The organism is Methylophilus flavus (assembly GCF_042678905.1).
GTDB lineage: Bacteria > Pseudomonadota > Gammaproteobacteria > Burkholderiales > Methylophilaceae > Methylophilus > Methylophilus flavus.
On the sequence record NZ_JBHTLN010000001.1, the window covers coordinates 743389 to 770031 of the forward strand.

Sequence of the window (26643 nt, forward strand, 5' to 3'; positions counted from 1 at the left end):
ATGACGACATCCACATTAAACACCCTGCCTGCAATTACTTTCTTTTATACCGATAATTGCGAACGCCAGGCCCTGGCGCCTATCGCGGATGAAGCGGCAGGCAGAGGCTTCCCGATTCAATGGAGCATGGATTCCAGGCAATATGCCGAAATCGGCGTCTATTGCGAGCATGCGTGCAAGCCAAATGCCGGCTTTTCCATTATATTGCTGCACGACCTGGCACAGCGCCATGATATCTGGCCTCACTTCTGGCATCATGAACCGTGGGATGCCTTTGATATGGGCATCGTACCCGGCGCTAACTGGGTAGACCGCTGGCAAACCCAGGCAGTATTTGCCAAGGCCAGACCTAAATTAGGCGTATTCGATCTGGGCTGGCCCAAGGCCGACCTGGTCTACCGCAACCAGGATGAATTCAAGCAGCAGGCGAAAGCCTTGCGCGAACAACTGGGCCTGAAATACGAACGCTCGGTGCTGTACGCCCCTTCATGGGAAAACCACGGCAAGCAGGATGACTTTGTTCAAGCTTTGAAAGATCTACCGGTAAACCTGTTGCTGAAACAGGCACCCTGGTCAGAAAAATACCGCTGGGTACTGAATAATATCGACGAAATGGACGCGCTGCACAGAGGCTGCGCCGACAATGTCTATGTCATAGACCGCGAGATCAGCATCATGTACTGCCTGGGTTTGGCTGATGTCATGGTATCTGACGAATCCAGCGTACTGACCGAAGCTTTGCTGCTGGATGTACCTGGCGTGGCAGTGATTGACTGGGTCATCCCGGACACCAACCCGCCAAGACCGGCTTGTGTGCCTTACGATTACGTGACCAAAACCACACGCGCCAACCTGCGCGACACTGTGCTGGACGTACTGGAACGCCCGCAGCAGTACCAGGCCGAAATCAGCGTCAACAAGCAACAGCAGTTTGCCCACCTGGGTGAAAGCGCCAGACTGATTGTCGACAATCTGCTGGCAGCTTTGCAAGGCCAACCATTACCTACGCCTGCGCTGACTGCACAGGTTGAAATCGACCGCACCACCTACCAGCAGGCAGAGCAACTGGCAGCGCAAGGTGATATGCAACTGTCTACGCAGATCATGCTGGAACTGGTCAAAAAAGGCAGCACCTGCTGGGAGCCTTACAATGACCTCGGCACTTTCCTGGTAGGCCAGGGGCAGTTTGAAGATGCTGAAATGCTGCTGGAAAAAGCGGTGCATTTTGCGCAGGAAAACCCTGCGATTCCGCTGAGCAATCTTACGGAAGTGTATTGTTTGCAGGAGAAAGCGGACAAGGCGTTGCAGACGCTGGTGAAACTGAGCAAGCATGCGCCTAACTCGGCGGCGTCTATTCCGCATATACGCAAGTGTATGGAAACGATGTTTTAGGCTTGCCAACCTTGCGATAGGTGTCGCAGCGTTTCTTGCAGCATGCTTTGTGCATGTGTATCAGTAGCCTTACATGAAGCAGAAACTCTCTGCACAAGCCGTCATTCTGGCGGAGGCCAGAATCCAGGCAAGGTTCATGACTAGCTTGGTTCAATACATAACAAGTGATGTGCTTGTAGGTATTTCTTTGAGTATTAAGCATTCCTTTTCGCCTCTAGGCGAGTTACTTTTCTTTGCTTGCACAAAGAATAAGTAACCAAAAGAAATGCACCCTAGCTTCCGCTTATTTCCTGCGTTGCTCGTCAAAATAAGCGGTCACGAAACTCATCCTAGCGGCCTGCACACTGCGCAGGCCACCGCGGGATTCACACAGTCGCTCCCTTATTTCTTATTTTGACTGCGCTACTCGGCGCGTCAGATAGGGGACCCTGAAAAACACTACGCTGTTATTTAGGTTAGATTTCCCACATCGCATCCCGCGCAATTAGCGAAATAAAAATAAATCAAAAACAAAGCAAGAAAGATCGTTGGCGGATTTGGTTTTAGATTACACATTTGCTAAGCGTCCTCTGCCCATTGCTATTCACTAAAGTCACGTCGTGCTGGTTTTAAACGGGCCCCTATCTGACGCGCCGAGTAGCGCAGTCAGCGTGGGAGTATTCGGCCAGCGTCTGCTCGAGTTCCGCAACAAGCCACGTTATGTGTGGCTTGTCAGGGCGAGTTTCGTTGGCCGCCCACGTTGACGAGCAACGCAGGAAAAAAGCGGAAGCTAGGGTGCCCTTTCTTTTGGTTACTTATTCTTTGGGCAAGCAAAGAAAAGTAACTCGCCTGGAGGCGAAAAGAATCGGTTAAATCTTCCAAAGAAATACCGATTAAAACTTTACAGCAAGCACAACATTTGCAACTAGGCTAAGCATTGACCTTACCTGGATTCTGGCCTGCGCCAGAATGACGGTTATTGCCCGGAGCATTCGTTTCTTTCATAGCCCCAGTGACTTAACCTGTTTCAATATCGATAATCCCCTCAAATGCAGCCGTCATAAAAAAAAGCCCGTCACTTTTCAATGGCAGGCTTTTCCAAAACATTTTTAATTAAGTAAACAACTGTCTCACCGGCAATCCCGCGCGCGAGAACTCCGCAGTCAACCCATTCACATGCTGCTCCGGCAATCCCTGAATCAGGTTCTGCAAACGGTTAAACACACTGATAAATGCCTGCAACTCCTGATCCTTGAAGGTATACCCCAATGACTCCAGCACTGCCAGTGACAACCCGCCAATATTGGATGGTGTACTTGCATGCGGCTTGGCACAGCCACGGATACGATGCAACGTCAGGAACAAGCCACGCAATGCTACGAATGACACCGGCAATGGGATCGCAAAATCCCATTCCAGGTCAAAGAAATGTCCCTGCCCTTGCGCATCCACTACAAAATTAGTTGGTGTTGCGTCAAAATACTGAGATGGCAACAGGTCGGTTGCGCCTGCAAACTCAGGCAGTGTATGCGCCCCCGGCTTTGCGTTGGCAGCCAATGCTAGCACCCATACCTGCGCCCAGGCGGTGAGGTCTTCCACACGCCAGTTAGGACGGTTGACCAGTTGCGTCAATTTGTCCATCCATAAAGTGCCGCCATGGTAAGCAGACTGTTCCCAATCGGCTTGCAATAATTTCGGTGTTTCACCGGTGCTGCGGGTGCGGGTAGAGACAGTGTCATCAGCATGCACAAACTGGGTTTCTTTGCTGAACACTGCCTGGCGCTGGCAACCGTAATGCGCGGCCAATACGTCAGGATGCTGTTTCCCGGCTTGCTGTTGAGGGTAAGCCACGAACATGAATGAGTTCGCCATATCTTCCACCAGGTTATTACGCGCAAGTACTTTCCACGCATTTTCCAGAGAGAAGGTAGGATGACGTGGCGATTGCCTGTCATGCACCACTGAACCGGCAGCCAAGGCACCAATGTCCCAGCCTGCGGCTTTATGCGCAGTATTAAAACCTTCAGGATAAATCACGGTGACCGGTGTTTTGTAGTCGGGCAACGGTACATACAGTTCGGTAGTTTCAAACCCGGCGCTGCGGATCAACGCATCCAGTTCCACGCGGCCAAAAGTGATCGGGCTGGTAGTGCTGTAGGAATCATTGATGCCATACATGGCCTGGCCCATATGGTCTTCAGGCGCGCCGTTGAAATATTTCAGGCCCAGCTGGTTCTCGATTGCCACGATCAGCATGCCGTCTTCTTTGAGGAAAGACTTGGCTTTTTGCAGTAATACCAGCAACGGGTTAGCTTCCTTGACATACACTTGTGCATATTCCAGCACGCCAATCAAAGTGACGACATCGAATTTCTCATCTGTTTCATATGACTGGATCAGATCGCAGAATATGTTGACGTTCTGTAGTTCAGCGCAGCGTTGGCCGATGATACGCGCACGGTTAGGACTGCCCTCCACCACGACCACTTCGCCACCCAGCTCACCCAGGAAACGTGTAATCGCGCCACAACCGGCCCCTAACTCAAGCACTTTGCCGTTAGCTATTTTCTCGGCAAACGGACGCAACAGATTGGCGCGTTGTGAAGTCAGGTGGTAATAGCTGGGCCAGTCAGTCGCTTTAGCAGCCAACTCATCTGAAAACACACTCTTATCACGTGCCTGGCGGATGATGTCATACAAACGTTGCTCGGCATTACCGGCATCCTGATAACCAAAAGCTTCCGCCTGCGCGCGCTGGTAGAAGTTATCCTGCGCGCGGTAAATGTAGCCGCCAACGGTAGCTGGTTTCTGGCTGCCAATGGCCACAGGCGAAACGGTCACCGGTGCAGCCTGGGCATAAAATTCCTGGCAAGCCTGGTTCAGTTGCTGGATCGCGGCTTCGGACAAGCCATGCTGTCTGGCGAAAGCGATCACTTCCGTCACTTCCTTCTCATTTGTGGTTTGCATAAGTGCATGCACATAGGCAGTCCAGTAATCCTGCGTTTGCGGCGCCAGGATCACAGCCTGCTCAAGCAACGGCAATGCTGCTTTGGCAGACTCCTGCAATGCAATGAGTCCCAGCCCGTAATAAGCCACATCATGTTTCGGGGCAATCTCCAGAATCTCCTGATACAGCGCAGCAGCCTCAGTCACCTCACCTTTTACCTGGTGTTGTATCGCCAGTTGCAAGACTTCTTCAACGGTTTGTTCCAGTGTCTGTTGGTGAGCGTTTTGTGAGTCTAAAGCTGTTTCCGCAGAGGCAGATTGCATCGCTAAAGTTTCCATGGTGGGTCCTTTTAAGGTCATTTTGTTGGTTGCGGTCAGTTGGGTTGCAGGTGACGCCAGTACGTCGCTCTCTTCTGCAAGCAAGGGCATGTTAAAAGAGTGTGCAGGCTGGTGTTGGCACCAGCGTTGCCACATCAGGCGTAATGCATCAGCCAGGGTGGCTGACAATTTGGCAGGCTGCGACAGCAATGACTGTTGCAAGCGGTCACGCATGCCTTTACGTACTTCTGCCAGCGCAGCAAGATCAGCGCATAAAGTGATTCCTTGTGCTATCCAGGCTTGTGCATCAGCAGCAATCCAGTTACTTAAACCCGCATGCTGCATCAATGCCATTGCACCGCGGCTGTTGAGGCGATCACCTATCTGGCACAGCGTAGGTACACCCATCCATAAGGCATGGGCGGTTGTGGTCAGCCCGTTCGATGGAAAGGTATCTAGGCAAATATCTACACGGTGGTATTGCTGCAGATAGTCAGCCATTTGAGTGCGAGCAACCAGTTGCAGGCGGTTGCTGGCAATACCTGCCTGCTGAAACCAGCTCACGAGATGACTGCCATTCTCGGAAGAGGATATGCCTCCCAGGATCATGCGGCTATCTGGCACAGCTTGCATCAGCTGCGCCCACAACTGCACGGTGGCTTGCGTGATTTTGTTCGGGCGGTTAAAGCAGCCGAAAGTGATATAGCCATTGCTCAATGCAGGTAATGGCTCAACTTCAGGCATGCTGGCATCAGGCATAAATGGCGCATTTACCGGCAACTGCACCAGTTTTTCAGTGAACTGGGCATCAAATTCACCAATAGGCGTCAATGCTTCATCAGTCAGGTAATAATCCATGGCAGCCAGGCCTGTGGTGTTCATATAGCCCAGCCAGCTAAGCTGGATAGGCGCAGGTTTCCTGGCAAATGTCAGCAGGCGGTTGCCAGAGGTATGGCCGGATAAATCAATCAGGATATCAATGCCATCCTGGCGGATCGTCTTTGCCAGAACCTCATCAGACTGTTCAGTCACGTCTTTCCAGCTGGCAAAATATTCACGCATTTTTGCGGTGACTTGATCGCTTATCGGATGGTTGTAATAAGCATGCAACTCCAGTTGCTGGTTGCTTGCCAACCCAAGCAACAGCGGCTTGAGGAAATGGGGAATGGAATGCGCCCTGAAATCCGCAGACACAAAGCCTACTTTCAGTGGTCTATCCGGGTCTCTGTCATTGTGATGTGGCTGCCAGTGAGCTTTTAACGGTGCTTCATATAATTCTGCATAGGCCTGGTGGGCCTGCAATAATTCTGCTGCGGGAATGCCTTGCGCATGGCTCATGCAGAACAGCAGGTTGCTGAAACAACCGGCATCGCCAGGTTGTAATATCAGTGCCTGTTTGAAATGGGAAATCGCTTTATCCACGGCACCCAGGTCTTTCAGCACAATACCCAGGTTATTGTAGGCAGCTGCGTAATCCGGTTTCAGTGCGATGGCTTGTTCAAATGCCTGGGCGGCAGCGGTCAAATCACCCTGTGCTTTCAGCACCAGTCCGTAATAGCAATGCTCTATCGGGTCATGAGCATTGAGTGCCAGGGCGCGTTTAGCTGGCTCGCGTGCATCTTCCTTCAGCAACATGCGTACGTCACTCAGCATCTTCCAGCCGTTCAGCCAGTCCGGATGCTGTTGCAACAGACTGTCCAAGCGCTGTTGCATCTCGGTGTATTTGCCGAGCTCAAACAGACCCAGTAAATCCGCCTCCTCAGCTTCCAGGACTTGAACACTGGTCGCCTGCTCTGCCAATCCCCATGAGGCCAGCAAAGCGTTCAGTGCTTGCGTATGCTGGCCGCGTTGCAACGCCTGCTCCAGAACCTCCTGGAATTGAGGGTTATTTGAAGCGTGTAAAGCATTCAGGTAATTACTCAATAATTGCCATTGCTCAGGTACCAGCGTGTGAGCCTGCTCAAATAAAGCAATCGCCTGCGTATGCTGTTGCTCATCCCAGGCGATCAGGCCCAGGTTATGTAATGACAATGCATGTCGAGGATGAATCTGCAGGATTTCCTGGTACAGCGCGCGTGCTGCCGCATAGTGGCCCTGTTGCTGTTCCGCAGCTGCCTGATCAAACACTTCGGCAATGGAGGCTTCCAGCGCTGAGGACGGTGTTTGCAATGCTGGTTCCCACTTTTGCGCATATTGCAGGTATTTATCCTGCCAGCGCTGGGTACCAAATGCACCGCCACTCTGATGGGTCATGCGCAAAGGCCACACACCGAGTTGCAATCCGGCAAGGGTAGCGGTACGGCAAAAATCCAGGTCATAAAAGTGAAAGTCAAACTGCGTATCAAAGCTCACCTGTGATTCGACCAGTCGTTTTTTATAAGCGGCCAGGAACACGCCATCCATTAACTGGGTGGCACCGGCAGGCTCGCCATAGGCAGATGCAGGGCCAAATGCGTGCTGGCCATGACTGACTGCACCACGCAGATACGCGGTATCATCCCAGGTGAATTTGGTATCCACAAAACACCAGCCGGTTTGGCCAGGCTGAATACGGGCATTACCGGCCACGCCAATCACGTCGTATTGCTGCAAGCCGTCAGAGATTGTTTTTACAAAGGTATTTTCATCAATCCAGACATCGTCATGGATAAAGACCAGCAAGGCATCATCAGGTGCCGCGGCAATGGCATCATTAAAAATCTCGGACAGGCCGCGCGTGTTTTCACAAGCGATCCTGGCAACCAGTCGCGCATCCTGGCGCATATGGCGTTTTAAAGATTTGCCCAGTGCCGCATCGCGCCAGAAGGCTGCTTCGCTCATGCGTGTGGCACTGACTACCCATACCGGTTTCTCACCGCTAAATACGGCCTGAACTGGCGCGCGAGCAAGTAGCTGATTTTCCGTCAGGCCGGATTTGGCCTGCTGCCATAAGCTGAATAACAGTTTTTCAAAATCTTGCGCAAACAGTGCTGCATCCATCAATGGTGACTGCAATACTTGTGCCCGCAAACCTAATCGCGTGGTTGCCAAAGCCGGCAAATCATTGGCGAATGTCACCGCTTTCTCTACATATTCGTCTGCAGTTTCTGCCACCCAGTCGCTCAAGCCTGCGCAAGTCAGCATGCTCGCGCCCTGGCGACCGATCAAAGTATCACTCAATAATGTCAGCGTAGGCACGCCCATCCACAGGGCTTCGCAAGTCGTGGTACCGCCACTGAAGGGGAAGGTATCCAGGATCATATCCACTGCGTGATGGCTCTTCAGGTAAGCCTCACGCGTGACCATGCCCAGCAATTCACAACGCTCGGCATTGATGCCGACATTAGCTAATCTTTCGACGGTTTCGGCCCTGGCGGCGGCATCGTTGAAAGTTTTGCACTGCCAGCGCAACCTGGCAGCTGGCTGCGCCGCAAAAATACGTCCCCAAAGCGTTAATACCGCATCGGTGACTTTGGTGTAGTTTTGATAGCAACCAAAAGTGACCACGCCGGATTGTTCAGCAGGCAAGGCATTGACGGCAATGTCGAACGGCGGTGCCGTAAAACACAACCGGGTATGTGGCAGATAGGCGACTTGCTCGGTAAAGCGTTGTGCCACCTGCGCATTGACACTGACAGGGTCAGCAATCACATAATCCATCACCGGCAAGCCGGTGGTACCCCAGTAACCCAGCCAGGCAGCTTGTACCGGTGCCGGTTTCCAGGCAAATACAGGTAAGCGTGTGCCTCCGGTCAGGCCGGATAAATCCAGTAAAACATGAATGCCATCGCTATGAATCAGGCCTGCAGCCTGTTCATCGGTCAAACCAGCCAGCGAACGCCATTCGTTGCAGTAGCCTTTTAATTCGTGCGTGAGTACATCTTCACGGCCATCGGTAGAGTAGCCATAGACTTCCAGCTGACCAGGATGAAAATGCTTGACCCAGTTTTCAATGAAATAGCCGACCGGGTGGCGTCTCAGGTCTGCAGACACAATGCCTACGCGTAAACGCTGGTCATTTTTGTGGATGTTCCATGCCTGGAACGGTGTTTTATCCTGCATCATTAACTGCCCGAGTCTGGCGACATAGGCTGTATGTTTTTCTTCAGTCAGGTAATTGACATAGCTATCTGAAAATAACAGGTTTCTCAGCGCCATGACATGGTTAGGGTCCTGTACCAGGACTTTTTCCAGCATCTCAATCGCCACTTCAGTTTTACCCAGATCCAGGTAGATACTGCTCAGGTTGATATAAGCTGACAGATGGTCAGGCTTGAGCGCGATGGCTTTTTCCAGGCTGGTAATCGCTTCAGGATAACGGCCCAGCAGACGCAGGCTGATACTGTAATTGCTCAGTATCACTTCGGAATCAGGCAACAACGCCAGGGCTTTTTCAAAATTGAGGCATGCCTTGTCAAACGCTGAACGTGCATTTTCGATCAATCCGAGGTTGCCATAAATATAAGGGTTACCCGGATCCTGTTCCAGAGCCTTATTGCAATAGCGTTCAGCCTCTGCGTACAGGCACTGATCCAGTAATTCTGCAGCTACATTATTCAGTTGCTCCGCATTAAAGTCCTGCAGGCGCATGACCTGGTCAACGTAATGCTGATACTCGCGTGTGCGTTGCGTGACCCGGTATAACTTGGCCAGATTTTTTAAGATGGATAATTCTTGCGAGTTGACAGCATATCCTGCAAGCAGCCATTGTTCCGCTTCATCAAAATTGGCTTTTTTAAGATACAGCCCTCCCAGATGGCTATAAGCTTCCACATAGTCAGGCTGGTGTGCAATCGCTGTTTCATAGGCCTGGATGGCTTCACTTTCGTTGCCCAATAGCTCCAGCGCGACCGCCATATTAAAAAAGATGATGGCATTGCCAGGCTCGATAGCGGCCGCTTCGCGGTAATACTGAATCGCTTCCAATGGCTTGTCTGCTTCATGCAGCAAGGTTGCCAGTTCGAAGTTGACACGGCCATCCTGCTGGTGAATATTCAGGCCACGGCGCAATAATTTCTCGGCCTCTTTCAATTGGCCGGTTTTTTTCAGCACATTCGCCCAATTTGCATAGGCGCGACTGAATGCCGGACTTAACTTAAGTGTCTGGCGATAATATTTGATTGCTTGTGGATGTTCCTGCAACTGCGCATGCACATTCGCCAGGTTATAAAATACTTCAGCATCTTTTTTCAGCAGTTTGCCTGCGTGTGAAAAGGCTTCAACGGCAGCGCTTAACTGATTTTCTTGCTGATACAGGCTGCCCAGTAACTTCCATGCCAGGCCTTCATCTGGGAAGTCAGCCGTGATTTTCTGCGCCAATGTCAGACACTGTGGCCACTCGCCCTGTTTCCAGGCTTCTACGAGCTGTTGCATCCAATAGCTGCAGTCCCTTTCCAGGGAGTGAGCGGACGGCGAGACATCGGACGACAAACGCATAAAAGAAATTCCAAAAAATTTCTCTTATTATTGTGAGTTTGTACGGATATGGATTGCAGAAAAAAAGCGGGAAACACCAGTCAACTTGACTGTTTCAAACTGGGCATATTGGCTGAAATCTCTTACCAGCGTATGTCTGGCCTCAAACTCAGGCAAAACGCAGGGACAGCGGGTTTTAGTCAGTCAGTGTTTTTTAATTAAAGCTTGGAGAAAAATCGCCGTAAACAATGCGGTTTTGTCACACATTACGCAGCGAAGCTATCTGCGAAAAGCTAATGATAAGCAAGGATAGATGAAGTTAAGCCACATATTCCTGCAAGTCAGGGGTGTCAGGCTCCCAGCGAACCAGGTCATATAATGCACATTGCAGGTAAGCGCAGAGTTTATTGAGGTGGTCAGTACTGGCATTGTAGGTCTGGTCTTTGAGCATACGATGCAAGGTCATGCGGCTAATCCCGCTGGCATCCGCTATTTCTGTGATAGTAATCGTTCTACCCCACGCCAGTTGTTTTTTTAGAATGACAGATTTCAATTCAACGTAAATCACACAGCTTCCTACTCACTTTAATACTTAGAACGCATAGCCTGTCTTGTCAGCATACTTTTATGAGGGCGTTTGAAAGTTGATGAAGATCAACCGCCAATTGGAAAAACACTTGAAGCAGATCAAGACTCCTACATTATACAAGTTTATATAATATTAAAAAGACAATATGAACTATTTAATGGCTGCTGGCGGAGACTTCAACAAACATCAATGACGCTTTGAGGGTGGTTTTCTGGATGAGTTTCTAGTCTTGGTACGTGCAGTTTTTGCTACTTCACTATCTGCTTCCAATGCTTTAGCGCCATTTTCTGCTAATGCTTCTGTCAATTCAGGTGGCGTCTCCTTATTTTTACGTGATCCGAAAATATGGGAGTAAGCCCAGGTAAATTCAGCGCCTATCAGGAATATCTGTGCTGAGTAATAAATCCAGATCAACAATGCCAGGATAGAGCCAGCTGCACCGTAACCACTTGAAATGGCACTTCTGCCGATATAAATGCCGATTAACCATTTACCAATCGTAAATAAAACAGCCGTCAATAGTGCGCCTATCCACACTTCACTCCAGCGGATACTCGCGCGTGGCATGATTTTGTAGATCATGGCAAACATGCCGGTGGTTAATAAAAAGCTGAATATGAAATTGAAAATGCCAGCCACCAGCACCCAGCTTGAAAATACCGGCGACCACCATTTACTCATCGCAGATAAGCCTGCGCTGAACACCAGTGAAACCATCAACAAGAAACCTATGCCCATAATCATTCCGAACGATAACAAGCGGGCACGAATCAGCTTCCAGATGCCACTTTTGACCCTGGCCGGTGCTTTCCAGATGCGGTCCAGTGAATCTTGTAACTCACCAAACACACTGGTGGCACCGACGAGTAACAATATGATACCTATTGTTGTAGCAGTGATTCCTTCAGCGGGTTGGCTGGTGCTTTGCAGCAGCGTTTGCACCGCCTCTGCGCCCTGTTCGCCCATCAGGTTATTCAATTGGCCAATGATTTCGCCACGTGCCGCCTCCTGTCCAAAAATCAGGCCAGAGATTGAGATAACGATAAGTAACAAAGGTGCAATCGAAAACATGGTGTAGTAGGCCAAAGCAGCACCCATACTTTGCGCGTAATCATCGCTCCAGGAAGTGAAAGCGCTTTTAATCAGTACCCATGTTTCTTTCATTGTCATCTCAGTCTATTCACTCTTCTTAAATTTCTTTAAAGGTGTGCGAAACAATCAGCCGAACGGAGCAGTCTTGTGGAGGGATTTAAAAATCCTCCAAACGGAAAACGGCACCGTTAAGGCACCGTTCGATGCCGCGTTCTAAATGAGTCAATCTCATTGAAATCAGCAAATTCAGCATAACTATTTCACTACATTGCAGGCATAAGACGATACCGCATTCTGCTGTCAGAAATGGCTGACGTGTTAGTTCTTTAATACTTAAGAAGTGCTTTAAGATTTAAGAGAAGATAGGGACAAGAAAGTTGGTGAAGCTAGTCTGGTTTGAAGGCTTAAGATAACGCTAAGGATGTTTTTTCTGGTGACTCAATCGCTTCTTTCATCTGAGCTTTCAGTTCTTCCTGCATTTTTTCAACCAGCTTCTGTTTATCTTCACCACTCATGGACTCGAACTCTTCCGGTGAAATACCATGCTTTTTCAGCCAGAGATATTGCATCTTCTGCGCATCGGTCATTTTCATGAAATCACTTAATTCCTGATACGGGTCCTTGATACCCGATTTGGATGAAGATTCCGTCAGGTAGGTTTGTGACGCTGGCGTGCTTTGCTCTACAGCTGCAGGGCCTGCGTCTTCAGCAGCTTTTTTCTCAAACCTGAGCTCAATATTTGTGAGTGAGGTTTTGTTGGTTGCGCTGATATTGTTGAAATTCATGATTACCCCTTATGTATTTTTGATAAGGTAACCATTTTCACAGTCAATTAATACATTGATTAAAAAGGGAAAATCCCTTTATCTAATGATCAAATGCAAATATAGCCCGGACAGTTCAGTTTTTTTAGAATTAAAAAGCTATTTGAATTAAAAGCCAAATGGACTAAAAGACTAGCGTCACAGTCTGCTGATTGTCGACAAAGATGGTGCAACGCACATCTGTCCATCGGTCTGTGACCGCGTAGCCTATGCATGAGGCGTTGACCTTTTTGTCACGGTAAGTCCCGCCGCCAATTTCACCAGAAAAATTGTATCTATCTACCGGCTTTCTGGCGATCACCTTCTCATTACCGATCTGGACCGTCAAAAATGCACCATGATAAGCCCAGTCATTGCCATATTTTTCCAGTAATCCGGTAATTTTGGTCGACTCATCATCACCCTCAAAGTGATAACTCTGGGCAGGCGAGACTTCCCGGTTCTTAACCTCAGGCGTGCTGATACAGGCAGATAGAGAAATGGTCATGATCAGAATGAAAAGGTATTTCATAACTACTCCTGTTAATGCCACTCATCATAGCAAAAAACCCAGCCGTAATCACAAAGGGATGCCAGTAGTAATTTAGTACGAGATTGATTAATATAGAAAACGCTCATCACTAAAAAGATTCCTACATAGCTATCAGATATTTATGTATAGCATAAAAATTTAAACAGCTTTATATTTATTGATTGGTTGCTGATTGACTACTATTTTCAAAGTAGAAAGGAGCGCTTAATGGCTTTAAAACACGGTGAAGACAGTTGCACTGCCATATTAGATGATAATCAATCGGATTTGACTTCTTGTAAGTCAAGGCAACCAAAAACGATAAATGCCGCCAAGGACTTTAAAAAATTCAGATCCATCAATCTGGACGCATGTGACCCAGACATCATCCCCCCTGCTGCCAGGAGTTTAGAGGAGGATGTCAATTCAGAGTTCTATCCGGTCATCTATATTCCGCAAAAAGGAGACTAGATGCAAATAAGCGTGTGATTGAAAAATCAGGAATCAACTTTAAAAACACTACTGTACATATCTTCCAATCTCGTCTTCACTCCTGACCGGTTTTGTGAAATCCAGCTTCATTGACTGGGGGTTGGCTTGCCAGTTTGGGCTTGAGAAAGTACGTAAACACCCTAGCGCATTTGCAATATTCCCTGCACTGTCCTGTTTGCAGATTTCAGCCGCCGCCACCATGCAACGCGCGCCATATTCAAAACTGGATCTAATCTTGTCCACACATACCGACTCACCTATTAAAGGGCTGTGTGCAGGATCATCCATTTTCTGCTTGATCAAGTCATACGCATTCAACTTTGAAGTCACACAGTCTTTATAAGCAGGAATATTCCCAGCATTGCGGTAATCATGGCAAGTGTTCAACTCCTTGGACAACAGGAGTTTTGATGATTTATAGAACCATGTGTTTTTTTCTGCACTCGCTGTAGCAGAGTATAGAAAAAAAGTAAGTGTCAGAATCAGAAACTTCATCTCTTATATTCAACTTTCGATCAACTTACCATATACGATAAAAAGCTAACTGTTTCCTCAATCGATATATCAGTGACCGGTAACGGACTTCTAATAAAAGTAGCTTACTCCAAACGTTACTAACAAAAATAAGGGCTGTCAAACAGCAATATAAAAAACTCTGGACGTAAAAAAAGCCTTTATTTATTGAATAAAGGCTGCTTTTTTTACTTGATGGACTCTTGTACATCTTAAGTGGTGCCCGGAGCCGGAATCGAACCGGCACACCTTGCGGCGAGGGATTTTAAGTCCCTTGTGTCTACCAGTTTCACCATCCGGGCGGTAGGTCTGACAAGCTGCGTATTTTACCACCTTGAAAGGTTTTGCATACCTTTTTAGGCAACGCGCTTGTGAGAAATTTGGAGCGGGAAACGAGTCTCGAACTCGCGACCTCAACCTTGGCAAGGTTGCGCTCTACCAACTGAGCTATTCCCGCATATCTGGAGGCGCGAGCCGGAGTCGAACCGGCCTAAACGGCTTTGCAGGCCGCGGCATAACCGCTTTGCTATCGCGCCAGAACCAACAACATAAAAACATCTTATGTTAAAAAGGGAAAGCTGTGCTTTCCCCTGAATTTGGAGCGGGAAACGAGTCTCGAACTCGCGACCTCAACCTTGGCAAGGTTGCGCTCTACCAACTGAGCTATTCCCGCGTATTTCCTTGCGCCATGCGTCGTAAGGAAGCTGGCATTTTAATGATTTTTGACCCTGTGTCAAGGAAGATTTATGAAAAAACCAGACTTTTACCAGGAATGCTTTTTTAGAGGGTTTCGCGGATGGCAGGCCAGGCTGCGCGCAAGTAATATCCCATGGAAATCAGTGTCAGTAATGCAGCAATGACGATCAGCCATTCACCAAACCACTGGATGTTTAATCCGAATAGCGGGTCGTACCAGAGCAGCAAAATAATAGCCAGCATTTGCGCTGCGGTTTTTACTTTACCGACGACGGCAACGGCGACATTAGCACCTTTACCGATGCTGGCCATCCACTCACGTAAGGCACTGATGGCAATTTCACGGCCTATGATGATCAAGGCCACCACAGCCCCTACCCGGTTGAGTTCTACCAGCACGATGAGCGCTGCGGCCACCATCAATTTATCGGCCACCGGGTCAAGAAATGCGCCGAACTTGGACATTTGTTGGTATCTGCGCGCCCAGTACCCATCCAGCCAGTCAGTAAAAGCGGCCAGCATGAAGACGGAGGAAGCAGTAAGGTTCACCCAGTGGGCAGGGAGTCCTTCAGCTGAAACGGCATTGGCTGGCAGGTAGAACATACCGACGAACACCGGAATCATGGCGATACGCAGCAAGGTGAGCAGGTTGGGGATGGTCCACATAGATATCTGTTTCTGGTTTTAGTCGCTGGTAAGTACTTTGCTTGAAAGACTTTAATGCAGGCGCTCGTAAATGCTTTGCGCCAACGCCTGGCTAATGCCTTCCACTTTGGCAATTTCATCTATGCTAGCACTTTTTATCCCATCCAGGCCACCAAAACGCATGAGCAGGGCCTTGCGTCGCTTGGCGCCGACACCTTCTATTTCCTCAAGACTGGAAGTGATGCGTGCTTTGGCACGTTTGGCTCGGTGGCCGGTAATGGCGAATCTGTGCGCTTCGTCACGGATCTGCTGTAACAGGTGCAGGCCGATATTATCTGTAGGCAGATTCAGCATTTCGCCGGTGTCGGAAAAAATCATGGTCTCCAGGCCCGGCCTGCGTTCTTCGCCTTTGGCGATACCTACCAGCAAAATATCGTCAAGGCCAACTTCCTGCATGACTTCGATAGCCACGCCCAACTGGCCTTTGCCGCCATCGATAAACACCAGGTCAGGTCGCTTACCCTCACCCGCTGCTACTTTCTTATAACGCCGGGTCAATACATCGCGCATGGCGGCATAATCATCGCCTGGTGTAATGCCGGTGATGTTGTAGCGCCGGTACTCGCTATTCTGCATATCGCCACGGTCAAACACCACGCAACTGCCGACGGTCGCCTCGCCCATGGTATGGCTGATATCGAAACACTCGATGCGCTCTGTACTTTCAGTCAGGCGTAGTGCTTCACGCAATGCGACCAGTCGCGCCTGCTGGTTGGCTGAAGTAGCCATGCGTTGCTGCAAGGCGAGCTCGGCATTGGTTTGCGCCATTTTCAGCCAGACTTTTTTATCCCCGATGGCATTGGTCAGCACGCGAATCTTGCGACCAGCCTGCTCGCTGAGCACTTCCTCAAATTCTTCTTTATCCACTTCAGCGCCACATACCAGTAAGGGCGGCGTGTTTTGCGAAATGTAATATTGCGTGAGAAACGCTTCCACGGTTTCGGTCAGCTCGGCATCCTGGCTGTTTTTAGGGAAAAAGCTTTTATCGCCGAGATGGCGTCCGCCACGGATCATCACCAGATTAATGCAATGCTGCCCTTCAGCCTCGGCACAGGCAATGACATCGGCATCGCTGACACTGAAATCACTCACAAACTGCTTGGCCTGCACCTGGCGTAAAGCCTGCATGCGATCACGCAGAATCGCAGCATGTTCATATTCCATTTCTTCGGCGGCCCGATTCATTTCATCACCGATGGCATCAATCACTTCATTGGTTTTACCCAACAAAAACATGGCGGCATGACGTACATCTTGTGCGTAATTTTCTTTCGAGATCAGGTCCACACAAGGCGCGGTACAGCGCGCGATCTGGTATTGCAGGCATGGGCGGGAGCGATTGGAAAAGACGGTATTTTCACAGGTGCGCAACTTGAATACTTTTTGTAGTAACTGGATACTCTCACGCACCGCCAGTGCACTGGGGAATGGGCCGAAATACTGGTGACCTTTACGCTGTGTGCCTCTGTGAAATGCCAGCCTGGGAAACGCATCGCCAGTGAGGGAAATATAAGGGTAGGACTTATCATCGCGAAACAACACGTTGTAGCGCGGCATCAGCCCTTTAATCATATTATTTTCCAGCAGCAAGGCCTCAGCTTCAGAGCGCGTGACTGTGGTTTCTATGCCCGCAATCTGCGACACCATCATTTTGGTGCGCGGACTATTGATGTTTTTATTAAAGTAGCTGGAAACCCGTTTTTTCAGGTCTTTGGCTTTGCCGACATAAATCACAGTGTTTTCCGCATTCAGCATGCGGTAAACACCTGGCAAATTGGGTAAGTTCTTGAGTACTGGCTTGGAATCAAACATGCGTGTATTTTACACGCATGTTGCCGGGTTTGAAGGCGGCAGCTTTGAGCGCGTCACCCCAGTAACTCACCACCAATCGCCCAATCTTCATACGCGACCTCTTCAAACACAATATAGGTGTAGTTGGCCGGTTTTTGGGCATGCTTGGTCAGGGTTTCGGTGATTTCCTTGGCAATGAGTTTTTTCTGCTCTTTGGTCACTGAACCTGCAAGTTTGATATTCACGTAAGGCATGATGGTCTCCTTCAGATTAATGGGGGTGATGACTAATGTGGGTGATGAATAGTGCCACGTCGTATGTCCCTGATTAAATTAAGGGTGACAGCAAACAGCAATACTGAAATCACGATAGACAAGATCGGGTCTATGGTCACCCAGCCGGTAAAGTAAATCACGACACCTGCCACAATGGCAGTGACTGAGCCTAGCAAATCACCCAGCACATGCAAGAAAGCGGCCCGGTGGTTCAGGCTGGCGTCACCGCCATGATGTTGATGCTGGTGGTGCATATGCTTGGCAACAAAGATATTCACCAGCAGCCCCAGCACCGCAATGACACTGACGTAGCCCCCTGCCACCGGCACGGGATTCCTGAGTCTTTCAATGGCTTCGATGATGATCCACACCGCAACCAATAGCATGGATACGGCATTCACCATGGAGACACGCAGCTCCAGCCGGCTGGATTCAGGGCTTTTGCGGGCGTGATGCGCGGCCCACATGGCCAGGCCCAGGGCCAGCACATCAAACAGCATATGCCAGGCATCACTTAACAGCGCCAGCGATTGTGTCCACATGCCGCCTGCAAACTCGACCACGGCAAACACGGTGATGGCCAGGAAAGGAATTAAAAATGGGTTGCCATGTGTGTGATCGTTATGCGCATGATCATCATGCGTGTGAGCGTGTTTTTCATTATATTCGTGATGACCTGAACCACAGCAATCGTGTGTTTCCTTGTGTTTGGTATGCGATTTATCCATGCCTGCATGCTAAAGCAATTTGGGCTGCTTCTACAATAGGCCGCGAGAAAAATGCAGAGAGTGACCGCCGCATTGTGACTTATAATAACGACTGTTCAAGAGCCATGCCATGTTAAGTTACCGCCACGCCTTTCACGCCGGCAATCATGCCGATGTCCTCAAGCATTGGGTTTATAGCCTGGTGCTGGATTATTTTAACCAGAAAGATAAACCTTACTGGGCAATCGATACCCATGCAGGCGCCGGCATTTACCGCCTGGATACAGCTGTTGCCAATAAAACGGCCGAGTATTTGGGTGGAATCGCCAGGCTGAAGCAGGCCGACACGCCCGAAGTCTTTGATAGCTATCTGCAAGCCGTTTCAGCGACGCATGCCACCAGCGGTAAGGACACATACCCTGGCTCACCCTGTATTGCACAGCACTTTTTAAGGGCAGATGACAAACTGCGTTTGTTTGAGCTGCATCCAGCCGATGCTGCATTGCTTGAGCAGGCGTTCAATGCACAGAAAAAGCAGGTCATCATACAGGCCAGGGATGGATTCGAGGGCATCAAAGCCTGCCTGCCGCCGCCAACCAAACGCGCCATGGTGCTGATAGACCCGCCCTATGAAGTAAAAGATGACTACATGCGCGTGGTGGATTGCATTAAAGACAGCCTGAAGCGCTTCGCCACTGGCACTTACCTGATCTGGTATCCGCGCCTGCAACGGCCTGAACCGCAGCAAATGCTGGATAAGCTGCACAGCCTCAATACCGATTATTTGCATGTTTGCCTGGATGTACAGCAGCCAAGTGCAGATGGCTTTGGCATGCATGGCAGTGGCGTGTGGGTGATCAATCCGCCATGGACCTTGAGGCAATCAATTGAACCGCACCTGGACTGGCTGGCACAAACGCTTGCGCTGGATACACATGCGCGCGCATGGTGCGAAGGCCAGCAACGCTAACCAGTTAATAACGTATGCGTACGCGATGATTCAATTCTGACTGCGTGCCGATGCTGACACTAAAAGTACTCACCGCAATCGTTTGCCTGGTGGCAGTTTGAATCTTGACCCGCCATTCGCCCGCGGTGACATTACTTTTATAGGTATATCCGCGATAGCCGTTATCCCGGCCACCCGCCAGCGAAAATCCCGGGGTTGAGACACTGACCCACTGTCCTGCCACTTTCCTCTGCCAGTCATGCACGAGTTTGGTATGCAAGCCCTGTGGCGCGAACACCGATGAAAAACACACCAGCTTCTGCCCTGGTGCCAGATAAAAATGATCATTATCCACGCGCCAGAAATTCCACCATGGCGACTTTTCCACCGTCATCCAGTAGCCCTTCTCTGACTTTTCCAGATCATAAGCGACCACCACCGCCTGTTTTACCAATGGCACTGGCGGAATCATGTCCGCCCTGTAGGCAACCATTAACAAGCCTGCAATTGCCCATACCGGCCAGATGCGCCCGGCATGGCGTGGTGCACGCTGGTATAGCACATAAGTAATGGTGGCACCTAATAACGTGCTCAAATAAAACCAGGCGGCATGCACACTGCCAAACAGGAAAGGGAAGGCAAAGTTGCACCATAAAATGGAGCACAAACCGAACATGCTCCAGCAAAGACTCAGGCGCCGGTATTCACTTTCCATAAATTCGTTTGCAACCAGCAAGGCGCCCAGCAGCAATGTCAGCACCCAGGCCAGGCCATAACTGGAGCTTTTAAAGTAAAGGATAAACAACGCGCTCAAAACGCTGCCAAACAGGAATTGCAGTATCCAGTAAGGCCAGTCGTGCACTGCCCAGCTGGATACCCTGCTCTGAACCCATTGCCAGCCTAGCAACCTTTCACCGACACGCCTGGTGCTTGAGGAAGGTTCTGCCAGTTGATGCATTAAAATCGCGGCCATGAATAAATACAACGCAAAAATCACCATATCGAGCATGGCGACCTTCTTGCCTATGGTGATTGCATCCCACACAAATCCGCCGATAAAAAATGAGATCGGCAATAGCGCCCTGGTGCGCATAAGACAGCGGGAGATGAAAGAGGGAGGCGTACAATCGGGCGTAGAAACGGTGGGGTCAGTCATAGTGAGGGGTAAAAATCAGCAAAGCATAGGCTTTTTTATCATATCTGGCAGTAACTGTCACTGCTTGGCGCTTAAAAGGTAAACTTTCTTTGATTATCAAATTTAGCCTGTTAAACTTTAAGTTATCTTAAGAATCGTCCGTTATACATCCATAGAAGATGACCAGACGATGGGCATCTGCCCCGATATGACATAATTCCGGCCGCAATCAAGCATGCGTGATTTAATCAGACAAATAATATATAAGTTAACCGAAATCAAATCCGTCAGCAATGAAACTGAACAGGCGTTGATTCGAGTGACTTTTGTCAGTTTCATCACACTCTACCTTTTATTTAATGGCAGCGGTTACCAACCGGTCGGCGTCTGCCTGATTTACCTGTGTTGTGGTTTCCTGATGTTGTTCAACATTTTGCGTAATCCGCAGAAAAATGAACGGCGGCAATGGGTCGCCATGGTCATGGATATCACGGCCACTTCGCTGGAGCAGATGATTTCAGGCGCCATGGCTGGCGTTTTTATTGGCATTTATCTATGGCTGATTATCGGTTATGGCCTGCGCTACGGCACCAAGTTTTTCAAAGGTTGTTATGTACTCAGCCTGATCGGGTTCAGCATTACCTTATACCTTAACCCTTACTGGAACCAGCACCAGCATCTGGCTTACGGCTTCCTGCTGACACTCCTGCTTATTCCCCCGCATACCCTGCGCTTGCAGATCAGCCTGGAAAAAGCCACCAAACAGGCCGGTGAAGCCAACGAGGCCAAAACCAACTTCCTTTCCAATATTAGCCATGAAATGCGAACCCCTCTCAATGGCATTATTGGTGCCAGTGAATTACTGGCGCAATCCAAACTGGACAAAAAACAATCCGAATTGCTGAAAATGGTTGGCGCATCGGCTAATAGCCTGAAAAAGCTGATCAATGACGTGCTCGATATCAGCAAGATCGAAAAAGGCAAAATCGACCTGGAAGATATTCCATTCTATTTACCGGACCTGATTCATAGACTACAACTGATGTTCCAGATTGAAGTCGAGCGCAAACAATTATGGTTGCGCTTTAACCTGGAACCGGCAGTAGAACGCCATTATGTGGGCAGCATGCACCATATTGAACAGGTATTGATGAACCTGGTGGCGAATGCGATCAAATTCACGCAGCATGGTGGTGTCGATGTCGTGGTCACTTTGACGCAGCACTATGCCAATATGAGCGTACTTAAATTCCATATCCGCGATACTGGCATCGGTATTAAACCGGATGCACTGCCGCATATTTTTGACAGCTTTACCCAGGCAGACAGCAGTATCACCAGACGCTATGGCGGCACTGGCTTGGGCACCTCGATTGCCAAGCAACTGGTTGAGTTAATGGACGGCAAGATTCAGGTCACCAGTGATGTCACCAGCGGCACCACATTTGAAGTGATGTTGCCACTGGCCCACGGTGAATCCTCCGCGCAACACGTTTCAAATGAGGTCAATCTTGAGTTGACTTCAAACGTGGTGCCATTGAGCAGCCATACCCGTTTCCGCAAGAAAATCCGCGTGCTGATCGCAGACGACAATGTGGTCAACCGCATGATCCTGAATGAAACATTGCAGCGCATGCATTGCGTGGTGAAAGCCGCCGATAATGGCGACGAGGCACTCGATGCGCTGGAACATCATCAGTTTGACCTGATGATACTGGATTACAACATGCCGGAAATGAATGGCCTGGAAGTATTTAATATCTACCATGCCCTGCCCGGTAGCAAACCGCTGCGTACAGTCATCCTGACCGCCGATGCCACCAAGGCCACGCAGGATCGCTGCCTAAACGCAGGGGTTTACCAAGTGCTGACCAAGCCGGTGATTTCGCGGCAGATTCAAGGTTTGATTGAAGCCATTGCGCAAACGATAGATACCGGCAATATTGAGAAACCTGCGGCCAAACCTGCCGCAAGTGCGTCACGCGCAACTGCGGCGCAAGCGCTGGTTAAAGCCAACAGTCCACACACTGAATTGCCTGCCGAAAAAGTAGCCAGTATGACTCCACTTAGCGAGCCGCTGCTGGACAATGACCGCATGGAGCATTTACTGAAACTCGGCGGTAGTGAAGCGTTTTTATATCGCCTGATTACAGAATTTATTGAAACGACGGATGACATGATTCGCACCCTGGGCACAGAATGCCTGGACCTGAAGTTTGAGCACGTGCACAAGCTGGCGCATACACTGGCCGGGGAATCTGCCAATATGGGCCTGATTCCGCTCAGCAAGCGTAGCCGCCGCCTGTTAGGCTTAAGTATGGCAGATGCCCAAACCATTTCCGGCCTGTATCAAGCCGTTGTGGATGTGTACGAAGAAACGCGCACACAACTGCAGCAGTACCGCAGCAAGCTTTCTTCTAAACGATCCAATAAATGATTGGGCGCCTGGGCACTTAAGCATGACAGGTAAGCTGCAACATTATTGATTCACAGCATGGTGCTGTACCATTTGAGTGTTATTTGCCGATTGAATGTCATTCGCTGAGTCTATGTTATGCACTGACTCAGACTCTTGACTCTCAGATGCCTGAGCAGGAAATAACCGGGACTGCGCACGATAAAAGCGGTCCATCACTTTTAAATCGCGTTCAGTCAGCCGCAGCGCATTTTCCACCCAGACATTGACGATATCTTCAAGCTCGCTATAAGTTAAGGGATTGACCCTGGCCTTGGCTTTCTGCGCAGATAAAAAGCCTTCTGACTGGCGGCTGTTTTTCTGGATAAAAGCCTGCACGGCCTGTTCACCCTCACCTTCATCCACCACCACATCAATCAGGCCCATTTCCAGGCATTGCTCAGCGGTAAACCGCTCGCAACCCAGGATCATTTTATCCGCCACAGCCATGCCGGCTTTACGCGCGATAAAGCTGTAAGCACCCATACCAGGAATCATGTTAAAAAATAATTCCGGAAAGCAGAACACTGATTGGCGTTCTGCAATCAGCACATCACTGGTCAATGCTGCTTCTATCCCTGCGCCTAACACTTCTCCCTGCAATAGCGATATTTTGGTGACATGATCAAGGTTAAAACGAAATGCCCGTTGCGCCACCACATCAATGCTCAACTTTGCATAGTCTTGTAACTGGGCACGGTCTTTATTGCGGATGGCCTCTGCCATTTTGCTCAAATCGCCGCCCATATTGAAATAACCTGCGGTGGCTGAAGTAAAAATGGAATAGCGGATAGGCAACACTTCTTCAGAGTCCGTTTGTACATAGCCTCCGCTGCGCTGGATATCTTCATGATGCGCATGCAGATTCAGCAACAACTCATGGTTGATGCACGGAATACGTTGCGGTTGATGTAAATAGCTCCATAAAGCCTGCTGTTTGGCATCAAAACGGCAAAATACCTGACCGTAATCATGAGCCAATAAACGATGTTGATAATTAACCAATCCTTGGTCAAACGGTTTCATGTGCTTCTCCTTGGCTGTGAAAAAATGGTGACGGACTCAGCATATCTGACGCATACGCATCAAAAAATATATGCAGGTAAATACATCATAATCAAAACTGGTGTCAGCAATGCAGGTTTTACAGTTGCAAGGATGCGTTCTGACTGAAAACAAAAAGGGAGCCTAAGCTCCCTTTTATCAGCCGTATAAAAAGCCTATGCCGTTTCTTGAATCGGGATAATCTTTTTCACATTCTGCAGGGAATCTGCATATTGTGTCATTTGGTCAAAATTCAGGTATTTGTATATCTCGGCCGTATTGGTGAGGCGAGTACCCAAGGTATCGAGGTATTCTTGCACAGTAGGCATCCTGCCCAGTTTGGCGCACACTGCCGCCAGCTCAGCCGAGCCAAGGTATACTCGTGCATCCTTACCCATGCGGTTATCAAAGTTACGGGTAGAGGTGGAGAATACCGTGGCTTTATCGGCCACGCGCGCCTGATTACCCATACATAGCGAGCAACCCGGAATTTCAGTACGCGCACCGGCGACACCAAAGGTTGAGTACACACCTTCTGCACGCAATTGTGCTTCATCCATACGCGTCGGCGGTGCAATCCACAATCGGGTTGGAATACCGCCCGCGCCTTCCAGTACCTTACCGGCGGCACGATAATGACCGATATTGGTCATGCAGCTACCGATAAAGACTTCATCAATCTTGTCACCGACAACTGCAGATAATGGTTTGATATCGTCCGGGTCATTCGGGCAAGCGACCAGTGGTTCCGTGATGTCTTTCAGGTCGATTTCAATGATATGGGCGTATTCGGCATCGCTATCCGGTTGCAACAGCTCCGGCTTCGCCAGCCAGGCTTTCATGCTGGCGATACGGCGCTCCAGCGTACGTGCATCGGCATAGCCGTTTTCGATCATGTTCTGCATCAGCACGATATTGGAACTCAGGAATTCGATCACCGGCTCCTTGTTCAACAATACGGTACATCCATTGGCGGAACGCTCGGCAGAAGCATCGGCCAGTTCAAAAGCCTGTTCCACTTTCAGGTCTGGCAAGCCTTCGATTTCCAGCACGCGGCCATTGAATACGTTTTTCTTGCCCTGCTTGCCTACCGTTAAAGTCCCTTCTTTAATCGCAGCATAGGGAATCGCATTCACCAGGTCACGCAAGGTAATGCCAGGCTGCATCTCGCCTTTAAAGCGCACCAGTACAGATTCCGGCATATCCAGTGGCATGGCACCTGTGGCTGCGGCAAATGCTACCAGGCCGGAACCGGCCGGAAAGCTGATGCCAATCGGGAAGCGGGTATGTGAGTCACCACCGGTACCGACGGTATCCGGCAGAATCAAGCGGTTCAACCATGAGTGAATCACGCCATCGCCAGCACGTAAACTGACGCCACCACGGCTGGACATAAACTCAGGTAATTCGTGTTGCAGCTTGATATCGACCGGTTTCGGGTAAGCCGCAGTATGGCAGAAGCTTTGCATCACCAGATCTGCACTAAAGCCCAGGCAAGCGAGTTCTTTCAGCTCATCACGCGTCATCCCGCCGGTGGTATCCTGTGAACCCACCGTAGTAGCTTTCGGTTCACAGTACGTACCAGGGCGGACGCCGAAACCTTCTGGCAAGCCACAGGCACGGCCGACCATTTTCTGTGCCAGGGTATAACCTTTACCGGTATCCTTAGCTGGAATCGATTTGATGAAAACATCAGTGTCCGGCAGGTTTAAGGCCTTGCGAGCATTCGAAGTCAGGCCGCGACCAATAATCAGCGGAATACGGCCACCGGCACGCACTTCGTCCGGTAAGGTAATCGGATTCATCTCAAAAGTAGACAGTAATGCACCCGCCTCAGACAATACTTTGCCTTCATAGGGTTTGATCACAATCACATCACCAGTGTTCAGCCCGGAAACATCACATTGAATCGGTAACGCACCGGAGTCTTCAGCGGTGTTAAAAAAGATAGGCGCAATTTTGCTGCCGATGACCACGCCACCGGTACGCTTGTTAGGAATAAACGGAATGTCGTCGCCCATCCACCATTGCACTGAGTTAATGGCAGATTTACGCGAGGAACCTGTACCGACTACGTCACCCACATAAGCTAATGGCAAACCTTTTTGCTTGAGGTTTTCGATCACAGTGAGACCGTCAGTCATGCGATTGACCAGCATGGCTTTGGCATGCAAAGGAATATCCGGGCGGCTCCAGGCATCTTGTGCCGGGCTCAAGTCATCAGTATTGGTTTCGCCTTCAAGCTTGAATACTACCAGTTTGATTTCTTCTGCCAGGGCTGGCTTGCTGGTGAACCAGTCAGCGTTCGCCCACGAAGTAATCAATGTTTTGGCATGCGGGTTACCCGCTTTCATTTTTTCATCTACATCATGAAATGCATCGAACAGCAGGATAGTGGTAGACAGTGCTTTGACTGCATGGGACGCCATAGGCGTATCCAGCAAAGCCACTAGTGCCTGCACGTTATAGCCACCCAGCATGGTACCCAGTAATTCCACCGCTTTTTCGGCGCTGACCAGTGGTGATTGCGATGTGCCATTCGCAATGTCGGCCAAAAAGGCTGCTTTCACATAAGCCGCCTGGTCTACGCCAGCAGGAATACGGTTTTGCAGCAGATCAACCAACAAGGCTTCCTGACCGGCAGGAGGATTTTTTAACAACTCAACCAGTTCCGCCACCTGCTCGGCATTAAGTGGCAAGGGAGGCAGGTTTTGCGCGGCGCGTTCTTTTACGTGGATATCGTATGCTTGTAACATGATGTAGGCTCTATCAAAAAACAAAGTCGGTGATAATACAAAATAGTGATGCAAATAACGCTGGATATTTGCCTGAGTGT

The 26643-nt window shown here is 49.6% G+C and carries 17 protein-coding genes and 4 tRNA genes; 4 read left to right on the forward strand and 17 right to left on the reverse strand.

Going from position 1 to position 26643, the window contains the following annotated elements; all coding sequences use genetic code 11:
- Window positions 1–1392 carry a tetratricopeptide repeat protein gene (locus ACFQ2T_RS03510; protein ID WP_379030574.1) on the forward strand — a complete coding sequence of 464 codons (1392 nt, stop codon included), beginning with the start codon at window positions 1–3 and terminating at the stop codon, window positions 1390–1392.
- Between the two features lie 1092 nt (window positions 1393–2484).
- Here the strand turns inward: ACFQ2T_RS03510 and ACFQ2T_RS03515 are convergent.
- The 5 genes from ACFQ2T_RS03515 to ACFQ2T_RS03535 form a co-directional block, all read right to left on the reverse strand.
- Window positions 2485–9987: an O-linked N-acetylglucosamine transferase family protein gene (locus ACFQ2T_RS03515; RefSeq protein ID WP_379030577.1), complete on the reverse strand. Its 7503-nt coding sequence runs from the start codon at window positions 9985–9987 to the stop codon at window positions 2485–2487.
- A 361-nt stretch (window positions 9988–10348) separates the two neighbouring features.
- A complete protein-coding gene (locus tag ACFQ2T_RS03520; RefSeq protein ID WP_379030580.1) occupies window positions 10349–10597 on the reverse strand; it encodes a helix-turn-helix domain-containing protein in 249 nt (82 codons plus the stop codon).
- Between the two features lie 207 nt (window positions 10598–10804).
- Complete coding sequence (locus ACFQ2T_RS03525) at window positions 10805–11782, reverse strand: YihY/virulence factor BrkB family protein (protein ID WP_379030583.1); 978 nt, start codon at window positions 11780–11782, stop codon at window positions 10805–10807.
- A gap of 332 nt (window positions 11783–12114) precedes the next feature.
- Window positions 12115–12495, reverse strand: coding sequence for a hypothetical protein (locus tag ACFQ2T_RS03530; protein ID WP_379030586.1), 381 nt, complete (start codon window positions 12493–12495; stop codon window positions 12115–12117).
- A gap of 163 nt (window positions 12496–12658) precedes the next feature.
- Window positions 12659–13045, reverse strand: coding sequence for a hypothetical protein (locus ACFQ2T_RS03535; RefSeq protein WP_379030589.1), 387 nt, complete (start codon window positions 13043–13045; stop codon window positions 12659–12661).
- Window positions 13046–13273: 228 nt separating this feature from the next.
- Between ACFQ2T_RS03535 and ACFQ2T_RS03540 the strand changes: the two genes are divergently transcribed.
- Window positions 13274–13516 (forward strand): hypothetical protein, encoded by a 243-nt coding sequence (locus ACFQ2T_RS03540; protein ID WP_379030591.1) that lies wholly within the window; start codon window positions 13274–13276, stop codon window positions 13514–13516.
- A 48-nt stretch (window positions 13517–13564) separates the two neighbouring features.
- On the opposite strand, the gene ACFQ2T_RS03545 is transcribed toward ACFQ2T_RS03540, so the two are convergent.
- The 9 genes from ACFQ2T_RS03545 to ACFQ2T_RS03585 all read right to left on the reverse strand — a co-directional run bounded on the left by ACFQ2T_RS03545 (window position 13565) and on the right by ACFQ2T_RS03585 (window position 18245).
- Window positions 13565–14032, reverse strand: a complete 468-nt coding sequence (locus ACFQ2T_RS03545; protein WP_379030594.1) for a hypothetical protein — start codon at window positions 14030–14032, stop codon at window positions 13565–13567.
- A gap of 235 nt (window positions 14033–14267) precedes the next feature.
- Window positions 14268–14352 (reverse strand) — tRNA-Leu (locus ACFQ2T_RS03550).
- Between the two features lie 79 nt (window positions 14353–14431).
- Window positions 14432–14507: transfer RNA gene (locus tag ACFQ2T_RS03555), tRNA-Gly, on the reverse strand.
- Between the two features lie 5 nt (window positions 14508–14512).
- A tRNA-Cys gene (locus ACFQ2T_RS03560) sits at window positions 14513–14586 on the reverse strand.
- A gap of 61 nt (window positions 14587–14647) precedes the next feature.
- Window positions 14648–14723 (reverse strand) — tRNA-Gly (locus ACFQ2T_RS03565).
- 107 nt (window positions 14724–14830) lie between these two features.
- Window positions 14831–15412, reverse strand: coding sequence for a CDP-diacylglycerol--glycerol-3-phosphate 3-phosphatidyltransferase (pgsA, locus tag ACFQ2T_RS03570; protein WP_379030596.1), 582 nt, complete (start codon window positions 15410–15412; stop codon window positions 14831–14833).
- Window positions 15413–15463: 51 nt separating this feature from the next.
- Window positions 15464–17263, reverse strand: a complete 1800-nt coding sequence (gene uvrC / locus ACFQ2T_RS03575; protein WP_379030599.1) for an excinuclease ABC subunit UvrC — start codon at window positions 17261–17263, stop codon at window positions 15464–15466.
- Window positions 17264–17316: 53 nt separating this feature from the next.
- Window positions 17317–17496: a tautomerase family protein gene (locus ACFQ2T_RS03580; protein WP_379030602.1), complete on the reverse strand. Its 180-nt coding sequence runs from the start codon at window positions 17494–17496 to the stop codon at window positions 17317–17319.
- Between the two features lie 32 nt (window positions 17497–17528).
- Window positions 17529–18245 (reverse strand): cation diffusion facilitator family transporter, encoded by a 717-nt coding sequence (locus ACFQ2T_RS03585; protein ID WP_379030605.1) that lies wholly within the window; start codon window positions 18243–18245, stop codon window positions 17529–17531.
- Between the two features lie 109 nt (window positions 18246–18354).
- Here ACFQ2T_RS03585 and ACFQ2T_RS03590 point away from each other — a divergent pair, with 109 nt between their 5' ends.
- Complete coding sequence (locus ACFQ2T_RS03590; RefSeq protein WP_379030607.1) at window positions 18355–19194, forward strand: 23S rRNA (adenine(2030)-N(6))-methyltransferase RlmJ; 840 nt, start codon at window positions 18355–18357, stop codon at window positions 19192–19194.
- Between the two features lie 4 nt (window positions 19195–19198).
- Here the strand turns inward: ACFQ2T_RS03590 and ACFQ2T_RS03595 are convergent, their stop codons facing one another.
- Window positions 19199–20248 carry a DUF2914 domain-containing protein gene (locus ACFQ2T_RS03595; RefSeq protein ID WP_379030610.1) on the reverse strand — a complete coding sequence of 350 codons (1050 nt, stop codon included), beginning with the start codon at window positions 20246–20248 and terminating at the stop codon, window positions 19199–19201.
- A 295-nt stretch (window positions 20249–20543) separates the two neighbouring features.
- Between ACFQ2T_RS03595 and ACFQ2T_RS03600 the strand changes: the two genes are divergently transcribed.
- Window positions 20544–22745, forward strand: coding sequence for an ATP-binding protein (locus ACFQ2T_RS03600; protein WP_379030613.1), 2202 nt, complete (start codon window positions 20544–20546; stop codon window positions 22743–22745).
- 42 nt (window positions 22746–22787) lie between these two features.
- On the opposite strand, the gene ACFQ2T_RS03605 is transcribed toward ACFQ2T_RS03600, so the two are convergent.
- A complete protein-coding gene (locus ACFQ2T_RS03605) occupies window positions 22788–23789 on the reverse strand; it encodes a crotonase/enoyl-CoA hydratase family protein (RefSeq protein WP_379030616.1) in 1002 nt (333 codons plus the stop codon).
- Between the two features lie 194 nt (window positions 23790–23983).
- Complete coding sequence (gene acnB, locus ACFQ2T_RS03610) at window positions 23984–26563, reverse strand: bifunctional aconitate hydratase 2/2-methylisocitrate dehydratase (protein ID WP_379030619.1); 2580 nt, start codon at window positions 26561–26563, stop codon at window positions 23984–23986.
- Window positions 26564–26643: the final 80 nt, after the last annotated feature.

What these genes read in the sequence shown, in the direction of transcription:
- ACFQ2T_RS03510 (WP_379030574.1), top strand. Translation starts at nt 1, where the DNA reads ATGACGACATCCACATTAAACACCCTGCCTGCAATTACTTTCTTTTAT.
- ACFQ2T_RS03515 (WP_379030577.1), bottom strand. Translation starts at nt 9,987, where the DNA reads ATGCAACAGCTCGTAGAAGCCTGGAAACAGGGCGAGTGGCCACAGTGT.
- ACFQ2T_RS03525 (WP_379030583.1), bottom strand. Translation starts at nt 11,782, where the DNA reads ATGAAAGAAACATGGGTACTGATTAAAAGCGCTTTCACTTCCTGGAGC.
- ACFQ2T_RS03530 (WP_379030586.1), bottom strand. Translation starts at nt 12,495, where the DNA reads ATGAATTTCAACAATATCAGCGCAACCAACAAAACCTCACTCACAAAT.
- ACFQ2T_RS03535 (WP_379030589.1), bottom strand. Translation starts at nt 13,045, where the DNA reads ATGAAATACCTTTTCATTCTGATCATGACCATTTCTCTATCTGCCTGT.
- ACFQ2T_RS03540 (WP_379030591.1), top strand. Translation starts at nt 13,274, where the DNA reads ATGGCTTTAAAACACGGTGAAGACAGTTGCACTGCCATATTAGATGAT.
- ACFQ2T_RS03545 (WP_379030594.1), bottom strand. Translation starts at nt 14,032, where the DNA reads ATGAAGTTTCTGATTCTGACACTTACTTTTTTTCTATACTCTGCTACA.
- pgsA (WP_379030596.1), bottom strand. Translation starts at nt 15,412, where the DNA reads ATGTGGACCATCCCCAACCTGCTCACCTTGCTGCGTATCGCCATGATT.
- uvrC (WP_379030599.1), bottom strand. Translation starts at nt 17,263, where the DNA reads ATGTTTGATTCCAAGCCAGTACTCAAGAACTTACCCAATTTGCCAGGT.
- ACFQ2T_RS03580 (WP_379030602.1), bottom strand. Translation starts at nt 17,496, where the DNA reads ATGCCTTACGTGAATATCAAACTTGCAGGTTCAGTGACCAAAGAGCAG.
- ACFQ2T_RS03585 (WP_379030605.1), bottom strand. Translation starts at nt 18,245, where the DNA reads ATGGATAAATCGCATACCAAACACAAGGAAACACACGATTGCTGTGGT.
- ACFQ2T_RS03590 (WP_379030607.1), top strand. Translation starts at nt 18,355, where the DNA reads ATGTTAAGTTACCGCCACGCCTTTCACGCCGGCAATCATGCCGATGTC.
- ACFQ2T_RS03600 (WP_379030613.1), top strand. Translation starts at nt 20,544, where the DNA reads ATGCGTGATTTAATCAGACAAATAATATATAAGTTAACCGAAATCAAA.
- ACFQ2T_RS03605 (WP_379030616.1), bottom strand. Translation starts at nt 23,789, where the DNA reads ATGAAACCGTTTGACCAAGGATTGGTTAATTATCAACATCGTTTATTG.
- acnB (WP_379030619.1), bottom strand. Translation starts at nt 26,563, where the DNA reads ATGTTACAAGCATACGATATCCACGTAAAAGAACGCGCCGCGCAAAAC.